Annotated in this window: 12 protein-coding genes and 1 tRNA gene; 10 read left to right on the top strand and 3 right to left on the bottom strand. The window is 42.3% G+C overall.

Features of this window, described 5'->3' with window-relative positions:
* Window positions 1-245: 245 nt before the first annotated feature.
* A complete protein-coding gene (locus tag E7X57_RS08245; RefSeq protein WP_135612498.1) occupies window positions 246-1463 on the top strand; it encodes a M28 family metallopeptidase in 1218 nt (405 codons plus the stop codon).
* 684 nt (window positions 1464-2147) lie between these two features.
* On the opposite strand, the gene E7X57_RS08240 is transcribed toward E7X57_RS08245, so the two are convergent.
* Both E7X57_RS08240 and E7X57_RS08235 read right to left on the bottom strand, forming a co-directional pair.
* Window positions 2148-2233 (bottom strand) — tRNA-Ser (locus E7X57_RS08240).
* An 89-nt stretch (window positions 2234-2322) separates the two neighbouring features.
* The gene (locus tag E7X57_RS08235) at window positions 2323-3045 is read right to left on the bottom strand and encodes a peptidylprolyl isomerase (RefSeq protein ID WP_167880947.1); all 723 of its coding nucleotides are present in this window, start codon (window positions 3043-3045) and stop codon (window positions 2323-2325) included.
* 385 nt (window positions 3046-3430) lie between these two features.
* On the opposite strand from E7X57_RS08235, the gene E7X57_RS08230 reads away from it, so the two are divergent.
* From E7X57_RS08230 to E7X57_RS08215, 4 genes are all read left to right on the top strand, one after another.
* Window positions 3431-5107, top strand: a complete 1677-nt coding sequence (locus E7X57_RS08230; RefSeq protein ID WP_244603648.1) for a cell wall metabolism sensor histidine kinase WalK — start codon at window positions 3431-3433, stop codon at window positions 5105-5107.
* A gap of 220 nt (window positions 5108-5327) precedes the next feature.
* Complete coding sequence (locus E7X57_RS08225; protein ID WP_135612496.1) at window positions 5328-6830, top strand: homocysteine biosynthesis protein; 1503 nt, start codon at window positions 5328-5330, stop codon at window positions 6828-6830.
* A 2-nt stretch (window positions 6831-6832) separates the two neighbouring features.
* Window positions 6833-7219, top strand: a complete 387-nt coding sequence (locus tag E7X57_RS08220) for a 4Fe-4S binding protein (RefSeq protein ID WP_135612495.1) — start codon at window positions 6833-6835, stop codon at window positions 7217-7219.
* A gap of 9 nt (window positions 7220-7228) precedes the next feature.
* A complete protein-coding gene (locus E7X57_RS08215; protein WP_135612494.1) occupies window positions 7229-7942 on the top strand; it encodes a UPF0280 family protein in 714 nt (237 codons plus the stop codon).
* 54 nt (window positions 7943-7996) lie between these two features.
* Here E7X57_RS08215 and E7X57_RS08210 read toward each other — a convergent pair whose 3' ends face one another.
* Complete coding sequence (locus tag E7X57_RS08210; RefSeq protein WP_135612492.1) at window positions 7997-8695, bottom strand: AIM24 family protein; 699 nt, start codon at window positions 8693-8695, stop codon at window positions 7997-7999.
* A 654-nt stretch (window positions 8696-9349) separates the two neighbouring features.
* Between E7X57_RS08210 and ftsZ the strand changes: the two genes are divergently transcribed.
* The 5 genes from ftsZ to E7X57_RS08185 all read left to right on the top strand — a co-directional run bounded on the left by ftsZ (window position 9350) and on the right by E7X57_RS08185 (window position 14431).
* Window positions 9350-10534 (top strand): cell division protein FtsZ, encoded by a 1185-nt coding sequence (gene ftsZ / locus E7X57_RS08205; RefSeq protein WP_135612490.1) that lies wholly within the window; start codon window positions 9350-9352, stop codon window positions 10532-10534.
* A 115-nt stretch (window positions 10535-10649) separates the two neighbouring features.
* Window positions 10650-12116 carry a dihydropteroate synthase-like protein gene (locus E7X57_RS08200; protein WP_135612488.1) on the top strand — a complete coding sequence of 489 codons (1467 nt, stop codon included), beginning with the start codon at window positions 10650-10652 and terminating at the stop codon, window positions 12114-12116.
* 15 nt (window positions 12117-12131) lie between these two features.
* Entirely contained in the window at window positions 12132-12590 is a 459-nt protein-coding gene (locus E7X57_RS08195) for a hypothetical protein (RefSeq protein ID WP_135612486.1), read from the top strand.
* Between the two features lie 211 nt (window positions 12591-12801).
* The gene (locus E7X57_RS08190; protein ID WP_135612484.1) at window positions 12802-12996 is read left to right on the top strand and encodes a TRAM domain-containing protein; all 195 of its coding nucleotides are present in this window, start codon (window positions 12802-12804) and stop codon (window positions 12994-12996) included.
* Window positions 12997-13240: 244 nt separating this feature from the next.
* Entirely contained in the window at window positions 13241-14431 is a 1191-nt protein-coding gene (locus E7X57_RS08185) for a geranylgeranyl reductase family protein (RefSeq protein WP_135612482.1), read from the top strand.
* Window positions 14432-14752 lie beyond the last annotated feature (321 nt).

Genomic DNA, 14752 nt, shown 5'->3' with positions numbered 1-14752 from the left:
CTTTTACAAATAGAGATGCCGATGATCGGGGTAGTACATGGCCATATCAAGCTTGATGTGCTGGATCAAATCACAACAATAGGTAGGATGGCGGAATGATAAGCCGTTAACTCTCAATGCGCATGTGAGTGAATAGCTGGTCAGTGAGTGATAGTAATGAGATTATGGCACAGGGAAATAATTTTAAAGATGTCCGTGGTATATAACAATGTTAATTTTAGTTAAATGAGTGGGGGCTAAAAAGGATGGATACTGAATATTCAGAAAATGCCAAGGTATATTTGAACGCTTTATGTGATGTAAAACCAACCAGAAGCACTGGTTCGGCAGGTAATCGTGAAGCAACGGACTTCTTTGCAAAAATAATTAGGCCTTATGACTATGCAATTGAAAGCGATTCCTTTAATTGCATGGATTTTGAGAGTGGAAAATCTTCATTTGGATCCGGGGATGGATCTTTTGAAATTTTTCCAAGCCCTTTTTCTCTTGAATGCAATGTAGAATCGGAATTAGAAACAGTTTCGACCATTGAAGAATTAGAAAAATGCAAATGCGGAGACAAGATCCTATTAATGAAAGGTAAAATCTGTGATGAACAGCTGATGCCAAAAAATTTTGTTTTCTATAACCCGGAACATCACAAAAAAATATATTCCCTTTTGGAGACAAAAAAACCAGCAGCTATTATTACTGCGACAGAACGCAATCCGGACCTTGTAGGGGCAATATATCCCTATCCTCTTATAGAAGATGGTGATTTTGACATTCCTTCTGGATATTGTAAAGATACTGTTGGAAAAGAAATAGCAAAAAGAACAGGGGACCTGTTTAAACTAAAAATCAATTCCAAAAGAATTCCTTCAACTGCCTGTAATGTTATTGCACGGAAAAATTCAGAAGCCGATAAAAAAATTGTCATTTGTGCACATATAGATGCAAGAGCCAGCACACCAGGTGCATCGGATAATGCTTCAGGAACCGTGGTACTACTACTTCTTGCTAAAATGCTTTCCGATTATCAAAGCAATATTTGTATTGAAATAGTAGCTTTTAATGGTGAGGATCACTACAGTGTAGCAGGACAGATGGATTACCTGCATAAGTATCAAAAAGAGTTTGATAAAATAATTCTGGCAATCAATATAGATGATGTTGGTTTCAAAAAAGGTAAAACTGCTTATTCATTCTATGAATGTTCAGATGAAACAAAACAAAACATTTCTAAAATTTTATCGAAACACAAAGGCTTAACAGAGGGAGATTCCTGGTACAGCGGGGACCACATGATATTTGCGCAAGATCTCAAAGAAACAATGGCATTTACCTCGGAGAGCATACCTTTTTTGATGAAAACAATTACACATACAGAAAAGGATACACCGGATATCATTGAATACGAAAAACTTGTGGAGGTAGCATTTGCATTAAGGGATATTGTAACACATATAGATTCAGAAAATTAAGATAAAGACAATATGAATTTGAAAATATTGGTAGTTCGTTTTTGTCACGTTACCTATATTCCCGAGATATCATGTGAGGATAAGGCTCGAACCTCAAGTGTCCACAAAATAAAGATGGTTTCTGTCAGGGTAGTATAATGACGTGCCTTATGGTGATATCATCAATCACCATCACTATCACCATCGCTTCTGCTTCCTCGATCTCACCATATCCAAATAGAAATAAAGTACTAACAAGCCAATCCCAAATGCAAAGGCGATTGCTCCCAGTATATACCACATGTATTGCTCAAAGAAGTTTGAATCTAAGGTCATCATAATTATTGCCTCTGCTTGTGTCTTTGATTAGTATATACACTTTTAACTTAAATAATTGTCATGCCGTCTTTTCATGCTTCCACAAAATACAAACGTTTCGACACGTGTCAGGTTATGCAGTTGACTTAGATGTTTGAGAACCTTTGCATTGGATAGACCTTCGGCAAAGATAGTATTTTCAAAGTCAAAAATAAGTTATTTATTCGTAGCAGAATAAGGGGAATCAGCAATTTGCTTTTCAGCTGCTGATATTTTCTTTTCATATTTATACAGTTCCATGCTTACCACCTTCAGCGATCAAAATTCTGTAATATATACAGGATCCAGATGGGGTGAAAGTGTGTAAGCATCGAACTGCTGATTTTACGCTGAGGAGGAGATTCGAACTCCTGCAGCGCGTTAGCACTACCGGTTTTCAAGACCGGCGCCGTAGTCCACTTGGCTACCTCAGCAATTGAATGGTTCCTAAATAGTGTTTTCAGGTATAATACTTTTGCTCCGATATGCGGTATCGGATCTTCAGAAAAGAATATGAAGAGGTTTACTCTTCACTTTCTGTGATCTCTTCCTCAGCTTCTGCCTCTACAGCAGGTGCCGGGGTCTCAATCGGGTAGGTTTCAACGTAGCTTACTTTCTCAAGACCTACGTACTTTACAAGTTCATCTGCAACTCTTCCCTTTGACATGAGCCAGCGCTGGTTGAATGAAAGCATTGCTGGTACTTCAATGGATACTTTATTGTCATTGACCTCTACTTCAAGGTCTGGGACTCCGGTGTAGAGTGCAAGAATACCTTTTACCTTCTCAGCAACGTCTTCGATCTTCTCATCGATGGTGTACTCGTAGTAAACTTCCTTGCCTGCAAGTGGGTGGTTGAAGTCAACACGTACCCTGCGTCCGATGATCTTTGTGACGGTACCTCTCTTGTTGTCGATCTCGATGTTCATGCCAGGGTATGCTTTCTGGTCTTTGAACTTTGTAATGGAAATGTTCTCAACAAGTTTTGGGTCGTGTTCGCCAAATCCATCTTCTGGTGCGATAACAACGTTTCCGCTGTATCCAACTTCCTTGCCTGCAAGATCAGCGTCAAGACCTGCAATGGTGTGTCCTGCGCCTACGATAACTATGTCGCCACCGTACATGCCGCGTGGGTTGTAGATCTCGTTTTGTTTTGCAAGATCCTCATTGGTTGTATCAAAGATCTGGTTTGCATCGAACTTTCCGGTGTATGACAGCTTAATAACGTCTCCTTTTTCTATTGCCACTATAATCAACTCGATTAAATTTGTAAGTATTTAGTTAATGTCCAAGCGTTTGATTGATGTAAAGAATTTCTTCTGGCTATACTCTTTTGCCTTTAATAAGTTTTTGGGATAATTTCCGGATGATACCATTCAATAAATGGATCCAACTTTTATCTGGACACACTCTTCTAAAAATTTACCCTGTCTTTTCCTGTGTTTTTCTGGTTAATTGTATAATTATCAGCACCAGCCTCATCATAATTATAATAATTATTTAATTGGCTAACAATCGTAACTCAATCGGTGTATATTTATTATTATACAAATCTCAACATATACATATTTATATATGCGTATCACAATTGATTATATACAGTCTACAATCTGGCCAATGGGATGAGGTCGTATGAATGAAGAACAAGATACATCTATGGGAATTCGTGGAAAGGTCGATCTGGAATCGATCCTGAAACAGTCTCTTGAAGAAATAAAAGATTCAGCTGAGACAAGGGTCCGGCTGGAGTCTATCATTAACAGGAGTCCTGCAGCAATATTTTTCTGGTCTGCGCAAGAAGGTCGCCCTGTAGAATTTGTGACCGAAAATGTTGAAAAGTTCGGGTATACTGAGGAGGACTTTGTATCCGGAACTCTGCTTTATCATGATATATTGCATCCGGATGATCGGGAAAATGTCCAGAAACTGATCGATGAAGCTGTTTCTGAAGGAAAAGAACAGTTCAACTATGAATACAGGCTTCTGACAGAATCTAATGATGTCCGATGGGTATACGAGAGCACTTTGATCGAAAGGAATAGTGATCAAAGTATCAGCCACTTTTATGGTATCATTTTTGATATAACAAGTCGCAAGCTTGCCGAAATGGAGATCGCGGACAACGAGCGTGACATTTCAGTCCTCTATTCTGCAGTCACACTTGCTTCTGAGTCACTGGATATCGATGACCTGCTTTCGGAGATCCTGATGGAGATCGGCGATCTTCTGGATATCGATTCAGGTGGAGTATATATTATCGATCACGATAAAAGGGAGGCCAACCTCAGGGCACATATTGGACCTGAAGATGATCTTGCATCCAACATTTCTTACTCTAAGGAAGAGGATATGTTCAAGGATGTTGCAGACCTTCCAAAGCATGCCATTATCTCAGAAGAGGTTGTCAGGAAAGATTCCCGCTTTGTAACAAGAAGTAATCTCACCTTCTATCTCTATTCCAGGGATAAGGTAATTGGTTTTGTTCTTTTGCAGATATCGGACGATGAATCAATTAATGAGAAGAACATAAAAGTCCTTGAACACGTGGGAAAACACATTGGTATTGCCATCGAGAATGCCCAGTTGTTCGAGAAGACGCAGGGTGATTATGAAGATCTCCGATCCGTCGACAAAATGAAGAATGAGTTCTTTGCAAACCTCAGCCACGAACTGAAGACGCCTATGATATCGATCAAAGGTTTCAGTGAACTTCTGGGTGAGGGGAAATTCGGTCCGCTAAGCGTCGAACAGAAAAGAGCCAACGATGCTGTTGTAAGAAACGCTGAGAAACTGAGAAGCCTTATTGATTCCTTGCTTTACATGAGCATGGAAAAGGAAGGCAAATACAAATACAATTTCACAACAGTTTCAGTCAGGAGATTTATCCTCAATTCTATTGAGGGTGCACGTGCCCAGGTAGGTGCAAATAATATAATCTTCAAAGAAGAAGTCCCTGATAACATTCCAAACATCTGTGGTGACGAAGAACGTCTGACAACTGCATTGAACAATATTCTGGATAATGCGGTCAAGTTCATGTCTGAAGGAGAGGTATCAATTTCCGTTCAGGATGAAGCTGATCATATTCATATCCGTGTGAAGGACAATGGTATTGGAATTCCCAAGGATAAGGTGGATAAGGTCTTTGAAAGTTTCTATCAGGTGGATGGGTCTCTTACACGGATATATGGCGGTACAGGTCTGGGTCTGCATGTGTCCAAGAGGATAGTTGATGTCCACAATGGTAAGATATGGTTGAAGAGTCTGGAAGGTTTTGGTACTACTGTACATATAACATTACCAAAATGATTTTTTCTTTCTCTTTTTCCTTTTAATTTTCAGGTTTTGACTTTTGATATTTAAGTTTCAAATTTTAATTTTAAATTTTTCCTTCCAGCTTCCAGCTTGTAAATTATCAATTTCCTCGTCTCTTTTTTGATCTTGAAGCTAATTTGCCTGAATTTTTAAATTACCGGAAGTAATATATGCACGATTGATTATTACTCCATATAATGCAGAGGTAATTTATATGGTCAAAAAATCAATTCATGAGATCAATGGCAGGATACGTGATGGTAGCGTTAACGTTGTAACTGCTGAGGAAATGGTGGATATTGTAGGTGAATTAGGGGCAGAAGGTGCTGCTAAAGAAGTAGATGTTGTTACAACCGGTACCTTCGGTGCCATGTGCTCCTCAGGCGTTTGGCTGAACTTTGGTCACTCGGAACCTCCTATCAGGATCGGCAAGCTATGGCTTAATGATGTGGAAGCATATTCCGGTGTTGCTGCCGTAGATGCCTATATAGGTGCGACACAGCCATCCGGGTCAAAGGGCATTGAATATGGCGGTGCACATGTAATTGAGGATCTGATCCGCGGTAATTCCATTGATCTGCACGGTACATCTCCTGGTACTGATTGCTATCCAAGAAAGGTTATTGATACAACCATCAATATCTATGACCTGAATCAGGCGATCATGCTGAATCCGCGTAATTCCTATCAGAAATATAATGCTGCGACCAACAGCACAAATCACACTCTGCACACTTATATGGGTTCCCTGCTACCACATTATGGAAATGTTACATACTCCGGTGCCGGGGTGCTTTCACCTATGCACAATGATCCGAACTATGAGACCATTGGTACAGGTACGCGTATTTTCCTGGGCGGTACTCAGGGGTATATTGTGGGTGAAGGAACACAGCACTCCCCTGCAGCAGGTTTTGGGACACTGATGCTAAAAGGCGACCTCAAGAAAATGAGTTCTGAATATATACGTGCTGCAACATTCGAAGGGTATGGCACATCACTTTATGTGGGAATGGGCATACCAATCCCTATTCTCAATGAAGATCTCGCAAAAGCCACTGCAATAACAGATGATGATATTGTCACTAACCTGCTTGACTACGGAATCCCCAGCAGGGATAGACCGGCACTCAGGACAGTCACATATGGAGAACTTCGTTCAGGCTCTATAGACATTGACGGAAAAGAAGTTCCGACCTCTCCGATGTCAAGTTTCAAGAAATCGCGTCAGATAGCCAATGAACTAAAGGATTGGATCAAAGCCGGTGATTTCTTTGTAAGCATGCCTGTGGAACGTCTCCCTACGACAACACCATGCAATGCAATGAAACAGAGCAATGTGAATCCACTTGTGCTGGATATAATGTCCCCGGATGTTACAACTATCCATGATGATGCAGGTTTTCATGATGCTGCCAAGATTATCATGGAAAAGCAATTCAACCATCTGCCTGTAGTAGATAGTGGGAATCATCTTGTAGGAATCGTTACTTCATGGGATATATCAAAGGCTGTGGCAAAAGATGAATATGATCTTGTTAAGGATATAATGACCCGAAATGTTGTCACAACAAGTCCTGACGAAGCTATCGACATTTCCGCTTTCAAACTGGATAGCAATAATGTTTCGGCACTTCCTGTGATCGATTCTAATAAGCATGTTGTAGGTATAGTCACAAGTGATGATATCAGCAAATTGCTCGCAAGGAGGCACTAAACATGATGATCAAAATAAATCTGGCTGCGGATATCGTTACAACACCTATCCTCGCAGAAGCGATTATAGAAACAGGTTCATTACTGAACATCTCCCAGGCACACTTTGATCCGATCCACGGTGAAGTTGTGGCTGAGATCCCTTCCGATCAGCTTACGAAGATCCGTGATTCCCTTGTTAGCAGGGGTGCTGAGGTCGTGGTACTTGATACTCCGATACATAGGGATGAGGACGAGTGCGTGGAATGTGGTGCTTGTATCTCTGTCTGTCCGGTGAAGGTATTCTCATTCGCAGATGACTGGAGCATTGAGGTAGATTCTGATAAATGTATCCAGTGTGGTACCTGTCTAAAAATGTGCCCACATAACGCCCTGGCCCTTGGCCAGTGATTCGGGATCATGAAAGAGCATTTTCAGCTCAAGGAGACCATTGTCACCATTGTTGGTGACGAGCAGTCTCATATTGATGCAGCAAAGCATGCTATCGCTCTGCATAGGGCAGAACTGGAGGGATATATCCTCCGGGATCCTTATTTTAAGATAACACTGGAATCCTATGAATGCAGTGAGGATGCACCGGAAGTCGTCAGGAGGCTTGTAAAGGCAGGCAATATTATGGGTATTGGTCCCATGAGCGCCGTTGCCGGTACAATATCAGCACTTGCTGTTGAAGCGATGGTGGGTGCAGGTGCCTCTTATGCGATAGTTGATAATGGCGGAGACATTGCGATCATTAATGACCGGCAGGTTGTCATTGGCATATATGCAGGAACTTCTTCAATAAAGGATATAGGACTTGTAATTGAACCTTCTTCAAAAATTCGTGGGATCTGCACTTCTTCTGGTACTGTGGGTCCATCCATAAGTTTTGGTCAGGCAGATGCTGCTGTCATATTTTCGGATGATATCTCGCTGGCGGACTCTGCGGCTACCGCCCTTTCAAATTCAACTGATACCGGACGGGATGCTGTTGAGAAAGCATTCGAGGTCGTAAAAGGTATTCCTGGTATAGATGGTGCTCTGGTGGTCCAGGGGGAATATATGGGAATGTGGGGTAATGTACCAAAAATAAGTCGTGCTGATGTGCGATATGAGTGCATTACCAAGGGATAAATCTAATTTGGAAGGCGCATTGCTGCACCTTCGCTTATTTTATGCTCTTTATTTTTAAGAAGGGGGTGCTGCCTGGAAAGGTACTTCCTCATATGGCTGTATTACCACAAAGCCTTCTCCTTTGAAAGCCATCTGTACACTTTCCCCGCTTGTACGTCCGACAAGCGTCTTGAGGGATATGTCGGTTTTAAGGTCCGGTTTCAGGTTGCCTGACCATGCAACTGTTGCATTTGGATCAGTGAAGACCGGTCTGTTCTTTGTTACCTTAAGTGTCAGTGGATCATAGTGTGTTGTGATCGCTACCATTCCGGTACCTTCAAGTTTGACGTTGAAAAGTCCTCCTGCGAGCATTCCGGTAACCTTTTTCATGATCTTGATGTCCCAGTTTATTCCATCTTCAAAAGCAAGAAGGTCATTGCCATTGACAAAAATGGAGTCGTTATCAAGTTTGAGTATGGAGATCTTCTTGCCTTCATCTGCAAGGTAAACTTTTCCCTGGCCTTCTGCTTTTGTAAGGCTGACACCTTCTCCGGTGACTGCCTTTTTTAGCATTTTTCCAACACCATGTTCGAGTACGCCCTCTCTTGTGAACTTCACGTCACCAAGGTACGCTACCATTGAGCCACGCTTTGTCCATACCCTTCCATTAAGGTTAAGCTCAAGCATCCTGTCCCTTTCAAGCTCAAATAAACCTTCTCCAAGGTCCTTTTGACCGGTCATTTCAATAAATTCTTCTACTGAATATCTTCCCATGTGATCATTCCCTGTTATCTGATATCTTCTTTTATCCAGAAAGTACTTCCTATCTATTCAAATTTATAATTGATAGCAAGTACTTTCTGGAACTTTACAAGTGATTATTGATCAGGTTATATAATAAAGTTCAGTATAATATTTATTTTACAATATTTGCAAAGTATGCTTTTTCTTTTAAATACAAAAGTTCGACAATATTCGAATTCTAAATAGTGCTAAATATCAAATCGATTGCAGTGATGTCCAAGTGCTTTGCGACAATTGTCGATAACCTTATATATCAATATCTATAAATAGTATTTTTAGACGACAGTCATATTGGAATAGGTCCGACAAATACTTAGGTTTTTGTCAGTTTGGTCTGTTTCATATGTCAGATTTATTTCTGACAGCAAGAGAGGGTGATGTGAAGAACGTTATCGGGGTTCCCGGTAGTAGTAACTCAGTCAGTGACTACTATAGACTACTTCATTTTTGCCGGAATATAACCGTTCGCTTACAACACGGACGGCCGCAGGGATGCTTGCGGACAAGAGAGAGTAAAGCCTCCTGAAATAATCGTAGGGAGCATAACATTGATCTAAACTACAGTCGGCGTGTTTAACACACGCAAATTGCAGCAGAATGCAATATCCAAGAGAGGGGATGAACGTGCAGTCTATAGTACAAGAAGCATTAAGACATACAGAGAAAGAGAAAGAGTACAGGCAATCAGTATCAGCAGACGACCAGTTCGATGGGTTCGGAATGCCCCGGATCACCATAGTTGGTTGTGGCGGTGCTGGAAACAACACCATCAACCGTTTGTACAACATCGGTATTGAAGGTGCAGAAACTATTGCTATTAACACCGATAAACAGCATTTGGATCACATCCGTGCTGACAAGAAGATCCTTGTCGGTAAGACCCTTACAAGAGGTCTTGGTGCTGGCGGTTATCCTGAAGTTGGCGCAAAAGCTGCAGAGCTTGCACGCGGTACCCTTGAAGAGATATTCAAGGAAAGTGACCTTGTTTTCGTAACAGCTGGTATGGGTGGAGGAACCGGTACTGGTGTAGCACCTGTTGTTGCAGAGATCGCAAAAGAACAGGGCGCTATCGTAGTAGGTATGGTCTCCAGTCCGTTCAGAGTAGAGCGTGCACGTACCGTAAAAGCTGAGGAAGGTCTTGAGGAATTCCGCAGGGCAGCTGACACTGTAATCGTTCTTGACAACAACAGGCTTCTTGATTATGTTCCAAACCTGCCTATCGAGCAGGCATTCTCCGTGATGGACCAGCTTATCGCTGAGACCGTAAAAGGAATCACAGAGACTATCACACAGCCATCTCTCATCAACCTTGACTACGCAGATATTCGTGCTATCATGGGCTGCGGTGGCGTTGCTGTCATGCTTGTCGGAGACAGCAAGAACCAGGACAAGAGCAACGACGTTGTTCGCACAGCACTTAATCACCCACTCCTTGATGTTGACTACAGAGGCGCAACAGGCAGCCTTGTACACATCACAGGTGGTCCGGATCTTAGCCTGAAGGAAGCAGAAGAGATCGCAGCATCCCTTACCTATGAGCTTTCACCAAATGCAAATGTCATCTGGGGAGCACGTATCAGGGACGATTACGAAGGCAAAGTGCGTGTTATGGCCATCATGACCGGTGTACAGTCTGCACAGGTTCTTGGTCCTCAGTCCCAATCAGGTATTGTTGAGAACACAAATACAAATACAAACACATCGAGGTCCTCCTCTTTTTCTCGGGTCGAACGGGGACGTCGTACAATAGTTGAACCAATAGGTGCACAGGCATCACACGGCGGTTCAATTATTGACATCATCCAGTAAGTTCCTTTTTCATGGGTCGGTGTGGAATATCACCGATCCTGTTCCATCTATTTTTTGATCGATCTGCTTTTCTTGCAATAGATATTCTTTTTTATAATGCAGCTAATCTTAGGTCATGGAAATTCTGGTCGCAACCGGTAAGCTTGCAGAGAAAACTGTACGTTACTCTGTAGTTGATAATGCCGATGTTCTTGTTCTGGATATTGAAGTAGCCGCATTTCTTACTCCTCACAGGTTGCTCTCTGCCCTTAAAATGCAGCAGAAGAAGTATGATGTGATCTTTATACCGGGTTTTTGTACCGGAGATTTTTCACTTGTTGCAAAGGAGCTGGGGTGCAAGATCTTCCTTGGTCCCAAACATGCTTATGATCTCAGTAGCGTACTTCGATTTGTCGACGAGATGGAATTCTCGCTGGAGGTTCCTGCATGCGAACTTCTCTCCGATGTATGGAGGGATATTGCCCTTGAAACCCTTGATGGGATCGAGGAAAATGCTGAACCGCTTATGAACCTTATAAATGTGAAGCTTGGTGGCGATTCCCGAATGAAGGTTATGGCCGAGGTTGTGAATGCAACTGGCCTTGATGAGGAAACACTTTCTAACAGGATCACTTCGTTCATCAAAAAAGGTGCTGACATTATAGATCTTGGTGCATCACTCACTGCATCTTCAGAAGATGTAAAGAGGGCTGTGCGTGTGGCTCGTAAAGTATCCACTGTTCCTATAAGCATTGACACGCTTGGATCGGAGTTAATTAAAGCTGCACTGGCTGAGGGTGTCGATCTTGTGTTGAGCCTGAATTCCAGTAACATTGATGAAGTAGCAGGGGATGTTGCTCGTGCAGGAGTTGCAGCAGTCATAATTCCGGATGCAGGGGGAGGCTTAGGAAGCCTTTTAAAAAACATCGATGCAGCCAGATCAGCAGGAATTAGTAATATTATTGCCGATCCTGTGCTTGATCCCATAGGACATGGCATCTCAAGATCGATCGTAAGGTATTCCAGATTCCATGAAGAGTATCCTGACGTTCCTGTGTTCTTCGGGGCTGGGAATGTAACTGAGCTCATTGATGCTGATTCTGTAGGGGTCAATGCAACCCTTTGTGGAATTGCTGCAGATGTGGGTTCATGCATTTTGTTCACGCCTGAGTTCAGTGAGAAAACACGTGGTTCCATAAGTGAACTTAATACAGCAGCAAAGATGATGGCCCTTGCAAAGGAAAGGGAAAGCTCTCCAAAGGACCTGGGGATCGATCTTCTATGCCTTAAAGAAAAACGAAGGCGTCCGGATGTTGAAGTTCCGGAAAAATATGTCATGGCGCAGAAGTTTGCCGGATGGGAACTTGACCCGTTAGGTCCTTTCAGGATAGGTACAGCTGCAGATGATGATGGTGGCGTTATTGTCGCACAACATGAAAAAGCAACGATCGTGGGGCAGAATGCAAGAGATATAATGGACACTATTATGAAGATGAAGCTCATATCAAAGGTGGACCATGCATCCTATCTCGGATGTGAACTTGAAAAAGCTGAAATAGCTCTTCGTCTTGGAAGGAGCTATTCGCAGGATGATGATCTTTGATCTTTAGGTGTTATGATGAAACTGGAAATTAACGATAAAGAAGCAATTGTTGAGATACTGGCAGCAAGATACTTTGCAGATCAGGGCTGGAAATGGATAAGTCTCAGGCGTGATGTGGGTCGGATCTACAAGAGCTTTGAAGAGCTCGAAGACCAGTATAATGCTTATCCTTATATGAGCAAGGACTGGTATGTGGAGAACTCTGCATCAAAGAATATTCACCTATGCAGTAAATGGGATGAGCTCAAAACGTTTGTGGATTTCCTGAAAGCTTATTCAGATGACTTTGATTTCCTTGTTAGTAACAATGACAGGAAGATGTTCTGCATCGCTACTTCTGATGGTCAGATCACGGACACCCAGAAGCGTGCTATTACAGAGGCAAGGAATCTGAGGTGTAATGTCTTTGTTTTCAAGGCAGAGGTTCCGGATGAGATGGATTTCGAACTTTTGCAGGTAGGCGGCGGCTATTAATTCCGATGTCTTCCTTTACGTTTTTTTAGACCAGAATCCTTATATCCCATCCATGCAATTTAATTAATGCTTTAAAGTATAACTTTTTGCTTCGAACGTAAGGTATTAGGTGGTATTTACTCAAGTATGTGCTTCTTTTTCCATTATGTTTTTCAGCTTAGTTAGTCCTTTCAAGCATCACAAAAAGGATGTGAAATATTTGTTCAACAACATGGAATCAACTGCTCCAGTAGAAGCTGGCGAAACATACGACGTAACAATTGAAGATATTGCAAAGGAAGGAGACGGCATCGCAAGAGTAAGCGGTTTTGTCATCTTTGTACCTGCCACCTCCGTTGGCGATGAAGTGACTATCAAGGTCACCAAAGTAATGCGCAAGTTCGCTTTCGGTGAAGTAGCTGACTAATTTCTCAGCTTCTTTTTTGATGTGAAGGATAGATCAAATTATTCTTTACACAACGTTTTTTTCTAATTTCCTACTTATTTCCCTGGTTTTTCTAATTTCATCCTCTTATTTACTGATCTATTTTTCCTACTTACTTACTTACTTACTTACTGGTTTAGCTGAGTACTTCAATCACTCACTAACATTTGGTGGATTGATCGCTGAAACAGATTTATAATATATTACTCTTATAGAACACATTCCCATGACGCCTGAAAACTCATATGATCTGATCATTGTCGGTGCAGGGCCTGCCGGTTCTACAGCTGCAACCTATGCAGCTCAGGCAGGTGCATCCGTACTTCTCATAGATAAAAAGAAGGATATTGGTATACCACTCCAATGTGGTGGTTTCCTTCCTCATCTTGATACTTTGCAGGAGCTTGTTCCAAATGCTGAGCTTCCCTTTACTCTTGAGTCCATACCTTCGGACTGTATCCATGCTTCAAGCAGTGTACAGCGCTTTATCGCTCCCAATGGTAATTCCAAGGAATTTGAGGTCGATGCTGATGCGATCGACAGGCGCAGGTTTGACAAGTACCTTGCAAAGGAGGCAGGCAAATCCGGAGCACAACTCATGGCAGGTACCAATGTCCTTGAGGTAAACGGTACGACAGTTGAGGTAGATGGTGTTTTCGGCGAACATACGATCCATGGAAAAGTTCTCATTGGTGCGGATGGTCCTAATTCGATCGTTGGTAAAGCAAAGGGACTTGTGCGTGATCCTGATCCAATGGGTACAGGTACAGCATTTGAGTATGAGGTAAGCGGTGTGGATGTTGACCGGGATGCTGTAGAGATGTACTTTGGAAAAGATTATGTTCCCGGCGGCTATGCCTGGGTGATCTCACAGGGAGGCGATACTGCTAATATAGGTGTGGGTATCAGGGAAGTCCTTTTCAGGAATGGCATGTCTGCAAGGGATTATCTTGAAAGGTTCATGTATGAGCACCCAATTGCCAGTAAAAAACTGACTGGCGGTTCTATCATTTCCGTTGTTTCCGGGCTTGTGCCTGTTGGTGGTGCTCCTAAAGTGACCTCTACAAAGGATACGCTGGTTGCCGGTGATGCTGCCGGCCACATCATAGCTACCAATGGTGGAGGCATATCTACTGCAATGGTCGGTGGAAAAATAGCTGGTCAGACTGCCGTTGATTTCCTTGAGGGCAAATGCAAGCTGACAGATTATGATGAGCGCTGGAGAAGGGAGATGGGACTTGAGATCAAGACCGCGGTCTATGTGAGAAAGCTGATGGATAACCTCATGCGCTCCGATTCAATGATGTCTGCAGCGATCAAAATGATCGATCCTGAACATATGAAGGCGCTACAGTGCGGGCAGTTGCCGGATGCTGTCAGGAAAGGCCTCATCAAGATGAACTTTGGAATAAAATAAGCGTTCTTTACTTCAAGTGGATGGGTGAGAGGATGGGGAAGTTTTTCATGGAGGATATACGGGTATTTGGAGTGGTTTTTCCGGAGTGAATGTGTGGTGATGCAAGATCAACCTGGGGAAATCCACCTTTATCTCCCACCCTTATAAAAGTAAGAGTTTCTACCTAAAACTCTTTGCGGTAGGTTGATGCATATTGATTTTTATATATTTTCATATCATTCAAATAGTTTGGGATCCATAGTTCTCACATAAAGATGGGTTTGAAGTCTAAATCTGTGCAAAATCATATAAACATTCAATTAGGGCTTTGGTGAAATAGTC

Source organism: Methanococcoides sp. AM1 (assembly GCF_900774055.1).
In the GTDB taxonomy this organism is placed as follows: domain Archaea; phylum Halobacteriota; class Methanosarcinia; order Methanosarcinales; family Methanosarcinaceae; genus Methanococcoides.
Note: the sequence above shows the minus strand (reverse complement) of the source record. Positions and strands in the feature narration are given on the sequence as shown.